This is a genomic window from Streptomyces sp. HUAS TT11 (assembly GCF_051553595.1).
In the GTDB taxonomy this organism is placed as follows: domain Bacteria; phylum Actinomycetota; class Actinomycetes; order Streptomycetales; family Streptomycetaceae; genus Streptomyces.
Genome location: NZ_CP196184.1, coordinates 791,701 through 805,261, shown reverse-complemented (window position 1 = coordinate 805,261; position 13,561 = coordinate 791,701). Strand labels below are relative to the sequence as shown.

The 13,561-nt window shown below is 67.5% G+C and carries 11 protein-coding genes and 2 pseudogenes; 10 read left to right on the top strand and 3 right to left on the bottom strand.

Annotated features, from left to right (window positions below; translation table 11 throughout):
* The first annotated feature begins 231 nt into the window (after positions 1-231).
* The 4 genes from ACSHXN_RS03935 (at position 232) to ACSHXN_RS03920 (ending at position 4,587) form a co-directional block, all read left to right on the top strand.
* Entirely contained in the window at positions 232-1,194 is a 963-nt protein-coding gene (locus ACSHXN_RS03935; RefSeq protein ID WP_438302651.1) for an SDR family NAD(P)-dependent oxidoreductase, read from the top strand.
* A gap of 844 nt (positions 1,195-2,038) precedes the next feature.
* Entirely contained in the window at positions 2,039-2,890 is an 852-nt protein-coding gene (locus ACSHXN_RS03930) for a putative RNA methyltransferase (protein ID WP_438302650.1), read from the top strand.
* 175 nt (positions 2,891-3,065) lie between these two features.
* On the top strand, positions 3,066-3,458 hold the full coding sequence (locus ACSHXN_RS03925) for a hypothetical protein (protein WP_356293608.1): 393 nt from the start codon (positions 3,066-3,068) through the stop codon (positions 3,456-3,458).
* Positions 3,459-3,759: 301 nt separating this feature from the next.
* Positions 3,760-4,587, top strand: coding sequence for a hypothetical protein (locus ACSHXN_RS03920; RefSeq protein WP_438302649.1), 828 nt, complete (start codon positions 3,760-3,762; stop codon positions 4,585-4,587).
* Between the two features lie 198 nt (positions 4,588-4,785).
* On the opposite strand, the gene tnpA is transcribed toward ACSHXN_RS03920, so the two are convergent.
* A complete protein-coding gene (gene tnpA / locus ACSHXN_RS03915; RefSeq protein ID WP_438306422.1) occupies positions 4,786-5,250 on the bottom strand; it encodes an IS200/IS605 family transposase in 465 nt (154 codons plus the stop codon).
* Between tnpA and ACSHXN_RS03910 the strand changes: the two are divergent.
* A pseudogene (locus ACSHXN_RS03910) lies at positions 5,206-6,404 on the top strand (RNA-guided endonuclease InsQ/TnpB family protein). The gene tnpA and the pseudogene ACSHXN_RS03910 sit on opposite strands and share 45 nt — an antisense overlap.
* A gap of 237 nt (positions 6,405-6,641) precedes the next feature.
* On the opposite strand, the gene ACSHXN_RS03905 reads toward ACSHXN_RS03910, so the two are convergent.
* Positions 6,642-7,262: a TetR/AcrR family transcriptional regulator gene (locus ACSHXN_RS03905; protein WP_355136220.1), complete on the bottom strand. Its 621-nt coding sequence runs from the start codon at positions 7,260-7,262 to the stop codon at positions 6,642-6,644.
* 154 nt (positions 7,263-7,416) lie between these two features.
* On the opposite strand from ACSHXN_RS03905, the gene ACSHXN_RS03900 reads away from it, so the two are divergent.
* The gene (locus ACSHXN_RS03900) at positions 7,417-8,277 is read left to right on the top strand and encodes an enoyl-CoA hydratase/isomerase family protein (protein ID WP_355136222.1); all 861 of its coding nucleotides are present in this window, start codon (positions 7,417-7,419) and stop codon (positions 8,275-8,277) included.
* 301 nt (positions 8,278-8,578) lie between these two features.
* A pseudogene (locus ACSHXN_RS03895) lies at positions 8,579-8,766 on the top strand (IS5/IS1182 family transposase); the annotation flags it as partial.
* A 153-nt stretch (positions 8,767-8,919) separates the two neighbouring features.
* On the opposite strand, the gene ACSHXN_RS03890 reads toward ACSHXN_RS03895, so the two are convergent.
* Positions 8,920-9,687, bottom strand: a complete 768-nt coding sequence (locus tag ACSHXN_RS03890) for an alpha/beta fold hydrolase (protein WP_438302648.1) — start codon at positions 9,685-9,687, stop codon at positions 8,920-8,922.
* Between the two features lie 668 nt (positions 9,688-10,355).
* Between ACSHXN_RS03890 and ACSHXN_RS03885 the strand changes: the two genes are divergently transcribed.
* Genes ACSHXN_RS03885 through ACSHXN_RS03875 form a run of 3 tightly spaced genes read left to right on the top strand, consistent with a single transcriptional unit; the run spans position 10,356 to position 13,540 of the window.
* A complete protein-coding gene (locus ACSHXN_RS03885; RefSeq protein ID WP_438302647.1) occupies positions 10,356-11,696 on the top strand; it encodes an ABC transporter substrate-binding protein in 1,341 nt (446 codons plus the stop codon).
* Positions 11,693-12,697: a carbohydrate ABC transporter permease gene (locus ACSHXN_RS03880; protein WP_438302646.1), complete on the top strand. Its 1,005-nt coding sequence runs from the start codon at positions 11,693-11,695 to the stop codon at positions 12,695-12,697. The genes ACSHXN_RS03885 and ACSHXN_RS03880 overlap by 4 nt, the downstream gene beginning before the upstream one ends.
* A gap of 30 nt (positions 12,698-12,727) precedes the next feature.
* On the top strand, positions 12,728-13,540 hold the full coding sequence (locus ACSHXN_RS03875; protein WP_356114900.1) for a carbohydrate ABC transporter permease: 813 nt from the start codon (positions 12,728-12,730) through the stop codon (positions 13,538-13,540).
* Positions 13,541-13,561: the final 21 nt, after the last annotated feature.

Below are 13,561 nucleotides of genomic sequence, written 5' to 3'. Positions count from 1 at the left end.
GTGCCCGTCGGCGACGCCTCAGGTCCGCAGTACCGCGCAGTGTGACCGCGTGGTCACTATTGGTTTCTTCCTGCCGTCACTTGCAACCGGAACCGGTTCCGCTTAGTGTCGAAGGTGAACCGGAACCGGTTCCGGATATGAGCGTACGACGCCCTCTGCCCCGGAGACACCGGCCGTGCAGCTCGTCATCGCCCTTCCCCTTCGCCCTCTTCCCTCGTTCTGGAGAGCCACATGACCGACGACAGCCTTGTCACCACTCCGTTCGGCGCGCAGACGACCGCCGAGGAGGTGCTGGCCGGAATCGACCTCAGAGGTCGCCGTGCCCTCGTCACCGGGGCGGCCTCCGGCATCGGGCGTGAGACCGCCCGGGTGCTGGCCGCTGCCGGCGCCGAGGTGATCGTCGGCGTCCGCGACCTGGCCGCGGGTGCGCAGGTGGCCGAGGAGATCGCCCCGGCGAGCGGTCCGGGCACAGTGCGCGCCACCATGCTCGACCTCGCCGACCAGGCGTCGGTGCGCGCCTTCGTTGCGGCATGGCAAGGGCCACTGGACATCCTGGTCCTCAACGCGGGCGTGATGGCGTGCCCGCTGGAGCGGACCAAGGAGGGCTGGGAGGTGCAGTTCGCCACGAACCACCTGGGCCACTTCGCCCTTGCGACCGGCCTGCACGGCGCCCTGGCGCAGGCCCGCGGTGCGCGCGTGGTCGTCGTCAGCTCGGTCGGCCATGTCAACGGCGATGTGCTCTTCGACGACATCAACTTCGAGGAGCACCCCTACGACCCCTGGGCCGCGTACAGCCAGTCCAAGACCGCCAATGTCCTGTTCGCCGTCGAGGCCGGCCGCCTCTGGGCCCCGGACCTGATCAGCGTGAACGCCCTCAACCCCGGCCGCATCACCACCACCCGGCTCGGCCGCCACATCGGGGACATCGGCAACAGCCCGTCCTCCTTCGACCCCACCAGCACCGATGTGTCCTGGAAGAACATCGAGCAGGGCGCTGCGACATCGGTGCTGCTCGCCGCTTCGCCGCTGGTCGAAGGTGTCACCGGCCGGTACTTCGAGGACTGCAACGAGGCCGGTCCGCACCGGCCGGGTGTGCGCCGGGGAGTGGCCGCCCACGCCGTTGACCCCCAGAGTGCGGCTCGCCTGTGGCAGATCTCCCTCGACATGGTCGAGGCCGCCGCCCCGGCCGCCTGACGCCCTGGCCACCAGGCACACGGTTCGCGCCGGCACGCCGATCACCGAGCCATTGCCGTTGCTCGTCGGTTGCACCGGCCGGCACCAACCGGCTGTCCACCCTGCAGGGCCTGCACTGAACGGCCACCGGTCGGACCGCGTGGCACCTCACCGGCGGGTCCGGTGCGGCACACCCTCACCCTGCCGGAGGCCGTCCGCACGGGTCCGTTGGCCGGATGCGCGGGCGGCGATGTCCGTGCCGTGGCCCGACGTTCGACGGTCCTGAGAGGGCGTGTCGACCTGGCCGGGATGGTTCGCCGGGTCGGCCGGTCATTGCATTTCCGAAGCGGCTGCCAGGTGGCGGCGGCAGAGGCCGGCGCCTGTGAGGTGGGGTCTCTGCGGCGCGTCACCGTAGAGCCACGTCTCCCGAGCTGCTGCCGGAAGGCGAGCGGCAGGTCGAGGTCCTCACCGAGATCGACGAGACAGCCGAAGGCGAGTCCGACACCGTGGGGCGGCCGGCACGTCGGGACGACAGGCGTTCGCCTCCCGTGGCCGCCTGGCCGCGACCCACGTCGAAACCATGATCCGGTGGGCCACGATCAGCGTGCCAAGCCGTGTCTCTCAGCTTCGGCGGCATGAGGGTCCTTGGCGAGGCTCGTACACTCATGGGGTGGCATTCACGAGCACCCCGCACTACTGCTTCCTGTAATCGGAAGGCCTTGAGGGCGATGTCGGACGACGTCGCTCTCTTTGGCGTGCCTGCCGTGCGAACCACCTTCCTGACACTGCCCGTTCCTTCCTGAGGCAGTCATCTTCGGTGCGCGCAGGCACGGTCCCTTCCCTTCAGCCTCGCCAGGAGTGCCTCGTGCCCGCATCGCCTTCCCCTGCCCTCGAACGGTTCCTCGATCTGCTGCGCTGCCCTACGTGCCGCACGCGCCGTCTCCATGCCGATCACGGCGTATTGCGCTGTGCGGCGGGCCATACCTTCGACATCGCCCGCCACGGCTACGCCGGCCTCCTGACGGGCACCCGCGGCACCAGCGGCGACAACGCGGCCATGGTCGAGGCTCGGAACCGCTTCCTGGCCACCGGCCGGTACGCGTTCATCCGCCAGGCGGTGGCCCGGCTGGCGGCCGACTCAGCTCCTGCGCGGGGCGCGGTCGTGGACGTCGGTTGCGGTACGGGCTACTACCTGGCCGGGGTTCTCGATCAGCTGCCCGGCGCCCGAGGGCTGGGCCTGGACACATCGGTGCGAGCACTGCGCTCGGCGGCCCGAGCCCATGAACGTGCCGCTGCGGCCGCCTGGGATGCCTTCCGTCCCTTCCCGCTGGCCGACGGGGTGGCGGACGTGGTGCTGGACGTGTTCGCACCGCGGAATCCTGCCGAGTTCCACCGAGTGCTCCGCCCGTCCGGCCGACTGATCGTGGCCCGTCCCACGGGGCGTCACCTGACCGAACTGCACGGTCGGGTACCTGCAATGGTCACCGTCGACCCAGCCAAGGAACAGCGCCTGCATCGGGCCCTGGACCCCTACTTCGAGGTCGTCGTCACCGAACGGGTGGAGTACTCCACCACCTTGGTCGGGCCGGAGGCCATGAACTTGGTGGGGATGACACCGAGTGCACATCACGTGAGCCGTATGGATCCGGACGACGGCGACCTCCTGCCCGACCGGGTCACCGTCTCCGTGCTGGCCACCGCCTACAAACCCCGGTGACCACGAGGGGTGCCTGCGTCTGCTGACCGACGAGCCGTTGACACAGGTGGCGCCCTGGATTCCTCGGGTCACCGGGAAGACAGGGCGCGGTGCCCGTTCGCCGACGACCGCCCCCTCGCCGACGGGACCACGGATATCCGCCGCGATAGGCGATCATCGTCACATGGAGCGAGTCATGGACCTCGACGAAGCTGGTGCCGTGGTCGTCTCGCGCCGATCCGTCTGGCAGGCAGCAGGACTGGCCGTGGGGCCTGTCACGTGGCGCGATGGAGCGGCGCCTTGGCCGCAGCGGCTCGAAGCGGAGAGGCGCGAGGTGAGTGATCCCGACTCGATCGGCGTCCATGTGCGCAGTTCGCAGCAGGCCGAACTGCAAGTTGTCCTGTACCGCGGCGGATGGGCCGATGTCGACTACATCGCAAGCATCGATGACGCAGGCGCGATCCCTGCTCCGGCGATACGTTCTGCCCAGGCGTTCGGAGGCTTGCTCGACACCTGGGTGACTCGCGTCTTCGGCCCCCCGGTGCCATCGAACAGGGAAAGCGTTCTTGAACACCCACGGAGCTCGTAGTTGAAGATCGTCCGCCTGGCCGCGCTCGGCTCAGCCATCGACCCGCCTGACCCTGCCCGATACGGAAGACATTGCCGTCGGCGCCGAGACGGTGGGAGGGCGCCACGTAGCTGCTCCGACGGTCCTCGAATCAGCCGGCGTTGGGACCTCCTGCGGGGCCGCAGAAACCAGTGGCGACATGTGGTGGATCCAGGTGAACATGGGTGCCGCCATGTTCGTTCGCCCGTGAGGTGATCCTTTGAGAAGGGTGGCACTGCGTCGCCACGCACTGTTGCCTCGGCAGTACGACCACCGGAGGGTCGTGGCGACCACGGTGGATGCCTGGGGCAGGGCCCTCTGGCTGATCTGCCCCGATGCGGAGCTCGAGCCGCGACCGTACGGAAGCCCGTATCCCAGACCCCGCACCGACCCGTATGACGCGCTTCTCGTCATCGACGACCGCGGCACCATCCACGAACGGACCCTGCACGACGTCAGCATGTGGGTCAGTGCGGTGGACTCGCTGCCCAACGGACGGTTCATTCTGGTGGAGGGACGTGCGATGCGAGGTGAGCGCAACGCCCGGATTTACGGCAGAGAGGGGCGAAGCCGGCACTCCTTCCGGATGGGGGATGCCGTCGAATTCGCGATGGCCGACCGGCGGCATCATGTTTGGAGCGCCTACTTCGACGAAGGCGTTTACGCCGACCCCATCAGCGCCGCCGGACTGGTGCGTTGGGACAGCGGGGGCCGTCAGGAATGGCGGTACTCGGCTCCCGAGGGCATCGAATACATCGACACGGTCTATGCCCTGAACGTCGACGACGGTGTGGCCTGGGCCAGCTATTACCCGACCTTTCCCCTGCTGGAGGTCCGTACGAACGGGAAGCCCTGCGTCCGCGCGTCGCCTGTGGTCGCTCCCCGGGGAATGGCCGTGCACGGAGAGGAGATCGTGATGCTCGGCGGGAACCGGCAGAACGACCGGCTCCATCGCTGCCGCATGGATGAGCACAACGTCATACCCATCGAAGAAGTTCAGCTCACCCACCCCGACGGTGCACTGCTCAAGCAGTACGCGCGCCCCATTGGACGGGGGCGACATCTGTACCTGCGAGGGTCGGCCAAGCAGTGGTTCGTGACCGGCATATGAGCCGGCCATGTGGTTCCCTCGGGTGCCGAGGGCACACGTCGACCGCAGTCGAAGGTCGCCTGCGTCACGAACCCTCTGAGGGCTCGCAGATCCATCCCTGATCTTGCGTGGGTATCCCCGGCTTCAGTCGGGGAGGGACATGCATCCTCGGGCCGGAGGCGTGTAGCGCCGGAGTTCGCTGTGTGTCTTCGGTGACGGTCAGGTGGGCTGCTTCTGGCCTTCGATGTACTGACGGACGATGTTGAGCGGTGCGCCGCCGCACGAGCCGGCGAAGTATGAGCGGGACCAGAACACGGAGCCCAGTCCGATGCGGTTGATGCGGGCGGTGTACTCGGCGCGCAGGTACCGGGAGGTGACGCCCTTGAGGCTGTTGATCAGCTTGGACAGGGCGATCTTCGGCGGGTAGTGCACGAGCAGGTGTACGTGATCGCGTTCGCCGTTGAACTCCTTCAGCTCTGTCTCGAAGCTGCCGCATACCTGCCGCATGATCTCCTCGCACCGCTTGAGCATGGCGTCATCGAAGACGTCCTTGCGGTACTTGGTGACGAACACCAAGTGAGCGTGCAGACGCCAAGGGTAGTGTGATCTTCGAAGCTGACCAGGGAGGGGGTGGGCGGGATGATCCGTGCGTACACATTCCTCATGCGGCCCACCGTGGGCCAGGCGGGCGCGCTTGCCGAGATGCTGCGTGAGCATTGCTCTCTCTACAACGGGGCTTTGCAGGAACGCCGCGGCGCCTACCGGCACACCTCGAAGACCACGGTCCGCTACGGGCAGCAGTCCGCTCAGCTCAAAGACATCCGTTCCTTCGATCCCGAGCGTCAGGGGCGTTGGTCGTTGTCAAGTCAGCAGGCCACCTTGCGCCGGCTGGACAAGGCGTTCGCTGCGTTCTTCCGGCGCGTGAAGGCCGGTGACAAGCCGGGATATCCGCGTTTGCGGTCGGGCAGGCGGTTTGACACCGTGGACTTCCCCAAGGACGGCGACGGCTGCCGCTGGGATTCAACCCCGCACGATCCGATCACCCGCGTGCGCCTCCAAGGCGTCGGGCACGTCAAGGTCCACCAGCACCGTGCGGTGATCGGCAAGGTCAAGACGATCAGTGTGAAGCGGGAAGGGCGCCGCTGGTACGTCATCCTGACCGCCGAGCAAAGCGCGCCCAAGCCGCTTCCCGCGACCGGCAGCGTGGTCGGCGTCGACATGGGCATAGCCAACTTCCTTGCCGACTCAGGCGGCGGGTTCGTGCCCAACCCCCGCCACGGCGCCAAGGCCGCCGCCCAGCTCGAAGCCGCACAACAGGTCCTCGCCCGGTGCGAGCGAGGGTCCAAGCGCCGCCGCAAGGCGGTCGAACGCGTCGCGACCCTGCACCGCAAGGTCCGCCGTCAGCGCCTGGACCACGCACACAAGGCCGCTCTCGACCTCGTGCGGGAACACGACTTCATCGCGCACGAAGACCTCAAGATCCGCAACATGAGCAAGGCCCCCGCACCGAAGCCGGACCCCGAACAGCCGGGCGTGTTTGTGCCCAACGGGGCCGCCGCGAAGGCCGGACTCAACCGCTCGATCGCTGATGCCGGATGGGGGTGTTCCTCGCGATCCTGGCCGCCAAGGCGGAAGGAGCCGGACGGCAAGTGATGGCGGTGGACCCCCGTAACACCTCACGGCAGTGCCCCGAATGCGGGCACACCGCCAAGGAGAACCGGCCCACCCAGGAAAAGTTCCACTGCCTCTCGTGCGGCCACTCAGCGCACGCGGACACAGTGGGCGCGATCAACGTTCTACGGTCCGGGCTGGTCCGTCGCAACGCCAACCCGGCATAGCGAGAAGCCCCCTCATCCATGAGGAGGAGGAGTCACAAGAGGTCGCGCAGATAGGCGTTGTGGGGGCCTCGGCGGCCCCGCACGGCTGGGCGTGGACACTGTCCGCTTCGGCCGGATCGACACCCCACTCCTGCACTCGCGGCCGGGGCTGGACTCCGACGACGCGATCACCGCCGCCGGGTTGATCACTCCTTTGGGCCGCTTCGGCACCGCCGAGGAAGCCGCCGCCTCGGCCCTTTACAACGGAGCGTCCGTCTGCTGGCGTGCCGGGGTCGACGAGAGGGCGGCGAACGCAGCGTCCAGCAGTTTGCCGAGGTTCTCTTGGCCGTCGCTCGCACTCCATTGCCCGAGGACGATCCACAAGATTTCGAGCGCCGCCGCTACGCGTACGTTGGCGATGACCGATGACCCGTCGGTCGAGGAGGTTGTCTTCTGCAGTCGGGCGACGATCTCCGGTCGCCATTCAGCCTGCTTCTCGCGGAGGCGTGCGCACAGGGCCGGGGTCTGCTCGATGAGGCCGAGGATCGTCACGAGTTCCGGGACGTCGCGCACGAGGAACCCCACGGCTGACTCGAGGGCATTGCGCAGCCTGCTCCAGTCGTCCTGGTCGGCCCCCTCGGCATCGAGTGCGTCAGTGATGACGTCGCCGACAGGGTCGAAGACGAACAGGACCACGTCTTCCTTGGTGCCGAAGTAGCGCAGGAAGGTGCTCCGCGACACTCCGGCGGCTTCGGAGAGGTCGGCGAAGGTGACCTGGCTGAAGCCGGTGAGGCAGAACCGGTTGAACGCGACGCGGGCCAGCTCTGCTCGCACCGCGTGGCGGCTGATCTCACGGGTTCCGACTGGCGTTGCGCTCATGGGGACGAGTGTACTCCGACACACTCGTTTGCTTCTTCGGATACAGGTTTCTAACCTGATACTCAGTGTCAGTCGCGATACTGAGGTTCGCGACGTTGTACCCAGCCGGCGGCCCGGTCACAGGCCGTCCTTTACCGCGATATGGAGCCACCTCATGAGCTACGAAGACCTTCCCGCCCTGACCATCGACGTCTCGGACGGGGTCGCGACGGTGACAATCGATCACCCGCCGCTCAATCTGATGGACGCGGTCCTCCTGCCGTCACTCCGGGCATTCGTCGCGCGTGTGCGGGACGACGCCGACGTCCGCGTCATCGTCTTCGAGAGCGCTGACCCGGAGTTCTTCGTTGCGCACGGTGACATGGCCTACCTCACCGACCCTGAGGCGCTGCCTGCAGCCACTCGCGCTGCGATCGCGGCCGCGCCGGGCTCGACCGTCCCGGAAGGCCTGAACATCCTCCAGGCGATGAGCGAGGAGGTCCGCTCGCTGCCGCAGGTCACCATCGGCAAGCTCGCGGGCTTCGCGCGCGGCGCGGGCAACGAGTTCTTCATGTACCTGGACATGCGATTCGCGGCGATCGGCAAGTCGGGGCAGGGGCAGCCGGAGTCCTTGATGGGGATCCTCCCCGGAGGCGGCGGCACGGTGAACATGACGCGCCTGGCAGGAAGGGCCCGCGCGCTGGAGCTCATCCTCGGCGCCGAACTCGTGGGCGCGGAGCTCGCGGAACGCTACGGCCTGATCAACCGTGCCCTGCCCGCCGCAGAACTCGATCCCTTCGTGGACACCCTCGCCCGACGGATCGCCGGCCTCCGGCCGGAGGTGATCTCCATCACGAAGGCTGCGGTCGACGCGGTCGCGCAGCCGATTCCGCGTGCGGCATACGCCGTTGAGAACGAGGGTCTGTTCGCGGCGTTCGGCGACGAGGTCACCGAGCTCGCCCACAAGCTGCTCGCGGCTGGTATCCAGACCCGCGAGGGCGAACGGGACCACGAGCGCATCGCCAACAGCATCTGAGTGCCCAAGCTCTCGCCATCCGTGCGCAGAGGCTCCGCGGGAAGAGACCCCCTCAGCAATTGCCGGCACGCGCGTTGTCGAGTGGTCAGGTCGACCACCCTGGTTCGCCGGGCCTGTCGGGAACACGACCGGCCGAAGCGCCGGAAACGGCGGACAGGGGAGTGGATGGCGCAAGCAGCCATAAGTTTGACAACGCTGTTCGGCCGTGCGAATACGCGCGGTTGGGAAGGTAGGTAGCCGAGCGGGCACAGGTTCCGTTGATCATGGAGTTGCTGACGCTCTGTGATCAACGAGGAGACCTGTGCCTGCGCTTCCATCATGGCTGGCCGAGCCGCTCTGGGACCAATTCGTGGTCCTGCTACCAGAGCGGCCGGAATACCACCCGGACCATCCACTCGGCTGCCACCGCCGACGCATCAGCGACCGGATCATCTTCGACAAGATGCCGCACTGCTGCGCTTCGGCTGTTCCTACGAGGCGATCGCCAACGAACGCCCGAACCGCCGACCATGACCGCACCCCTTTCCGCGCCACCTCTAAGCCGTTGCTTTGGCATTCGGTGAGGCTGGGCCCGGGGTAAGGAAGGGTCGCGGTGAGATCGAAGGCGGTCTTCGGCCCTGTCGGCGACCCGGCTCGTACGGTTCAGGAATTCTCCCTGATCCACCCGGTGAGCAGAGGGCCGACGCGTTCGGGGGATTCGACCTGGGGAAAGTGCCCGACGACCGGTTCCCGGTCCAGGACGGCAAGCCTGGCCTGCGGGACGGCCTCGCGGATCCGTGGAATCACATGGGCGCCGCTGACGGGATCCTCGGGTCCCCAAATGAACTGCTGAGGGCCCTCGTAGTCACGTACTGCGCCCGTCCAGCGAGCGGCGTTCCGCCTGCGTTCCTCCATGTAGTGGAGCAGCGAGGGGAGAACCCTGGATCCGTCCCGTGCCCGTGCGCCCAGGCACATGTCGTGCAGCACCTCACCCGGCAGAGGCCGCTCACCGATGAGACGATTGATGGTGATGGTGAACTTGTCCTCGTCCATCTGCCGTGCCACTTCCGCTCCGGCCGGACCGGCCAGGAGTTTCTGCTCGGGGATCGGGTGATGCAGGTCCGGCCAGATGCCTCCGTTGAGCCAGGTCATGCAGGTCACCCTGTCCGGGTTGCGGGCCAGAAGTTCCTGAGCGACGGAGACTCCGTAGTCGTGGGCCACCACTGCGGTGGTGTCGTGTCCGTCGACGGCCCAGACCGCCTCGACGAGGTCCGCCTGCTCCAGAATCGAATAGGTGTGAGGGTAGGGCTTGTCGCTTTCGCCGAATCCGACGAAGTCCGCTGTTGTCACGTGAAAACCCGCGCCCACGAGCTGTGGGACGACAGCCGCCCAGTCGAGCGAGGAGGTGGGGAATCCGTGAAGCAGCGTCACGGGGACGCCGGTCGACGGCCCGTCGTGCCTCACAAACACCGTGTGAGGAGTCCCCGGCAGGCTCCGGCGGCTGCCGCCGGCGATCCATTCCTCGCGAGATCGGATGGTGTCGGACATCATTGCTCCGCTCGTGGGACTGTGCGCAACGGAATGTGCTGAGTATGCAGAACGATTCGCTTCTGCCCTGTGTGTCATGGTGTCAACGACGACGATGGGCTTGCTCTATCCCGATGTTGCGATCGACACCGAAGTTCCTCCCCCTGTGTGCCGCGGTGGGAGCCCCATGACGAGATCTTCACGCTGAGCCCGGACCCGGGCGCGGGCCGAGATGTCTCGCCCTCGCTGTGACCGGGACGACTCGGGTGACCGATGCCCGCGGGCGTGCCGACGGGGGTTGGTTCCCGGGTGGCCGATCGAGATGCCGGATGTCTCAACTCGGCCGTCGGGGAGCGGAACACCCCGGGATCCGCGAGCCGGGTCGCTGACGAAAGTGCCGGTCGGCCGCAGGCCGATGCCAGGCCGAACTCGTGCCGCACCGCCGGTTCGTGACGCGGTTCCGAAACTCCGGCTGTCGAGGCCATTGACATCCACCGCCCCTGGCGTCCAAGCTCCCCGCAACGCATGTTAACGATAACACCGCTACGGAACATGCCTGAGGGAGCCGCCCCATGCCAGGCCGTCACCCGCCCATGAACACACACCACTTCGCTCCGAGCGCCACCGGTCCCACCCGACGCACCGTCCTGCGAACGGTCGCGGCCGGAGCTTTCGCCAGTGCCACCGGCACTCTGGCCACCGCATGCGGAAGCGCGGCCGCGGAAGCCGCCGGCAAGGTCGCCGTGCACGGGGACAATCCGGCTTGGGCCGAACCCCTGAAGGCCGCGGGCAAGGCGATGCACTCGGTCGACGGCATCGAGATCGTGCCCGAAGTCATCCCGTCACTCGAGTCGTTCGAGCAGGTCGTCAAGTCCTCGCTGCGCACCGACAAGACGCCCGACATGCTCAAGTACTGGTCCGGCTACCGTCTCCAGGACCTGGCCCGCACCGGCGGCATCGTGGATCTGACCGGACACTGGGAGAGCGCCGCAGGCAAGGGCTGGGTCGACACCTCGCTGCGTTCCGCGTTCACGTACAAGGGCCGCGTCTACGCCCTGCCCATGAACCTGGCTTACTGGGTCTTCTATTACAACCCCGAGGTCTTCCGGGCCAACGGCCTGAGGAAGCCGGAGACCTGGGACGACTTCCTCGCCGCCGCGGCCCGTCTGAAGAGCGCCGGCATCACCCCGCTGCACGGGACCGCGGCCGGGCGCTGGCCCTCGTTCATCTGGTTCCAGGAGATCCTCAGCCGCCAGGACCCGCAGTTCTACGAAGACCTCATGAACGGGCGGGCGCGCTACACCGACCCGCGCGCCGAACAGGCCATGCGCACCATCGCGTCCTTCTTCGACAAGGACTGGTTCACCTCGATGGACATGGACCACACGATGGCCGCCGCGGCCCTTGTGCACGGCAAGGTCGGCATGCTGCCCTGCGGCACCTGGCTCGGTTCCACCCTCGTCGGTGCGGGCGGCAAGCCCGGCAAGAGCCTGGACGCCTTCGTGCTGCCGATGCAGAACACCCGGGCGCAGCCCGGCATGATCTTCGAATCCAGCGCCCTCGTCTGCACCGTCAAGGGCCCCGATCGTGACGAGGCCCGTCGCGCCGCCGGCGCCTGGATGCACCCGAAGGTCATGAAGGCCTTCTCGCACACCTTGCAGGACGGATGCCCCAACCCCGGCGTCGCACCGGCCAACGTCATGATCGCGGGCATCACCGCGACCGTGCGCGAGAAGAAGCTGCGGATGCTCAACCGCTTCTGGGAGTTGGGACCGCCGGAACTGGTCGAGGCCACCGTCGACGATCTGGCCGGCTTCCTGCTCGATCCGTCGTCGTACCGCTCGGTGCTGCGGACGATGCAGGGCCGGGCCGACGAGGCGTGGAGGGTGTGGAGGGAGGCGGAGAAGTCATGACGGACGCCATGAGCACGGCAACCCCCGCCGCGACAGACGGACCCGGCACCAGGGGCAGGCCGCTCCGGATTCGCCGGCGGATCCCCACCCGCACCCCCCATCAGGCCGCTGACGGCATCCGGGCCGGGCACCGGTCGGGCCACCCGCTGGTCGGCATCCCCTGGGCGCTGCCCGCACTGCTCTTCGTCGGAGTACTGCTCGTCTACCCGTTCTTCCGCAGTGTCTACGGCAGCTTCTTCGAGGACAACGGCTTCACCAGCCACTACACCGGCCTCGACAACTACGCGCGGCTCGCCGACGACCCGATCTTCGGCCGGTCGCTGCTCAACACCGTCATGTGGGTGGCGGGCACCCTGCTGCTGCCCGTTGCCATCGGCCTCGCCATCGCCGTGGCGACGCAACGGATGCGCTTCGGGTGGCTCGCGCAACTCCTCATCGTGCTGCCGTACGCGATCTCGGGTGCCGCCACCGCCGTACTGTGGAAGTTCATCCTCACCTCGGAGGGTTCGCTCAACGAGGTGCTGCACGGCATCGGGCTGGACTCCCTCGCGCGCGCCTGGCTGCTGGAGTGGCCGCAGAACACGATAGCGATGATCGTCGCCAGTACCTGGCAGGCCACCGGCCTCAATGTCGTGCTGTTCGCCATCGGGCTGCGCGCCATCCCGCGCGAGACAGTCGAGGCGGCCGAACTCGACGGGGCGACCGGCTGGCGGATGTTCCGGCACGTCACCCTGCCGCAACTGCGGTCCGTGACCGTGGTGGTGGTAGGGATGGCCATCGTCAACAGCCTCAAGGCCTTCGACATGATCTGGGTGCTCACCCAGGGCGGCCCGGCCCGCTCCTCCGAGACGCTGGCGCTGACCATGTACCGCGAGGCCTTCCGGCTCTTCCACGTCGGCTACGGATCCGCCATCGCACTCGTCCTGTCCGTCATCGTCGTCGCCTCCTCATGGATGTACCTGCGCCGGCAGTTGCCCGACACATCCGCTGCGAAGAACTGACTCCAGGCGTTCGAAAGGAGTGACAGACCCATGGGACGGATCTTCCGAAACCTCTTCGTCGCGGGCTGCGTGGTGCTCTGGCTCGTTCCGCTGTACCTGCTGGTGGTGAACGCGCTCACACCCGTCACCGCGTACACGGGCCGGCCGGACTGGGCCCCGCGGGGCTTCGCGGTGTGGGAGAACCTCTCGACCGCGTGGAGCGACGCGGGCATCGGTGACAGCTTCCTCAGTTCGATGCTGTACGCCGTGGTGTGCGGCGCGGCCGCCGTGGTCGTGGCGGCCATGGCCGCCTTCGCCGTGGTGGTGCTGCCCCTGCCGAAGCCCGTGTTCTGGTTCTGGCTCATCTACTCGGGGACGCTCTTCCCGCTGCAGATGTTCCTCGCCCCGCTGTTCGGCATGTACGCGGACGGCAATCTGTACGACACCCGGCTCGGCCTCATGCTCGTGTACGTGGCGTGGGCGGTCCCGTTCGCGTTCTTCCTGATACGCAATCAGATGACCACGATGCCACCCGAGGTGACGGAGGCGGCCATGCTCGACGGGGCCTCCTTCCACCGCATCTTCTGGCGCATTCATGTGCCGCTGATGGGTTCCAGCCTGGCCGCCGCGTTCATCTTCCAGTTCACCGCCGTCTGGAACGACCTGCTGTTCGGCATCACGCTCAGCCGCAGCCCCGACATCCAGCCGGTGATGGCCGCTCTGACGACCCTCAACAACGCCTACGCGTCGTCGGGACCGCCCGTCATCCTGGCCGGCGCACTCATCGTCTCCCTTCCCACCCTCGTCGTCTTCCTGGTGTTCCGCGGCCTGTTCCTGCGCGGCATCACCGCGACCGCACGTTAGCCCCGTCCCCCAGCACGATCT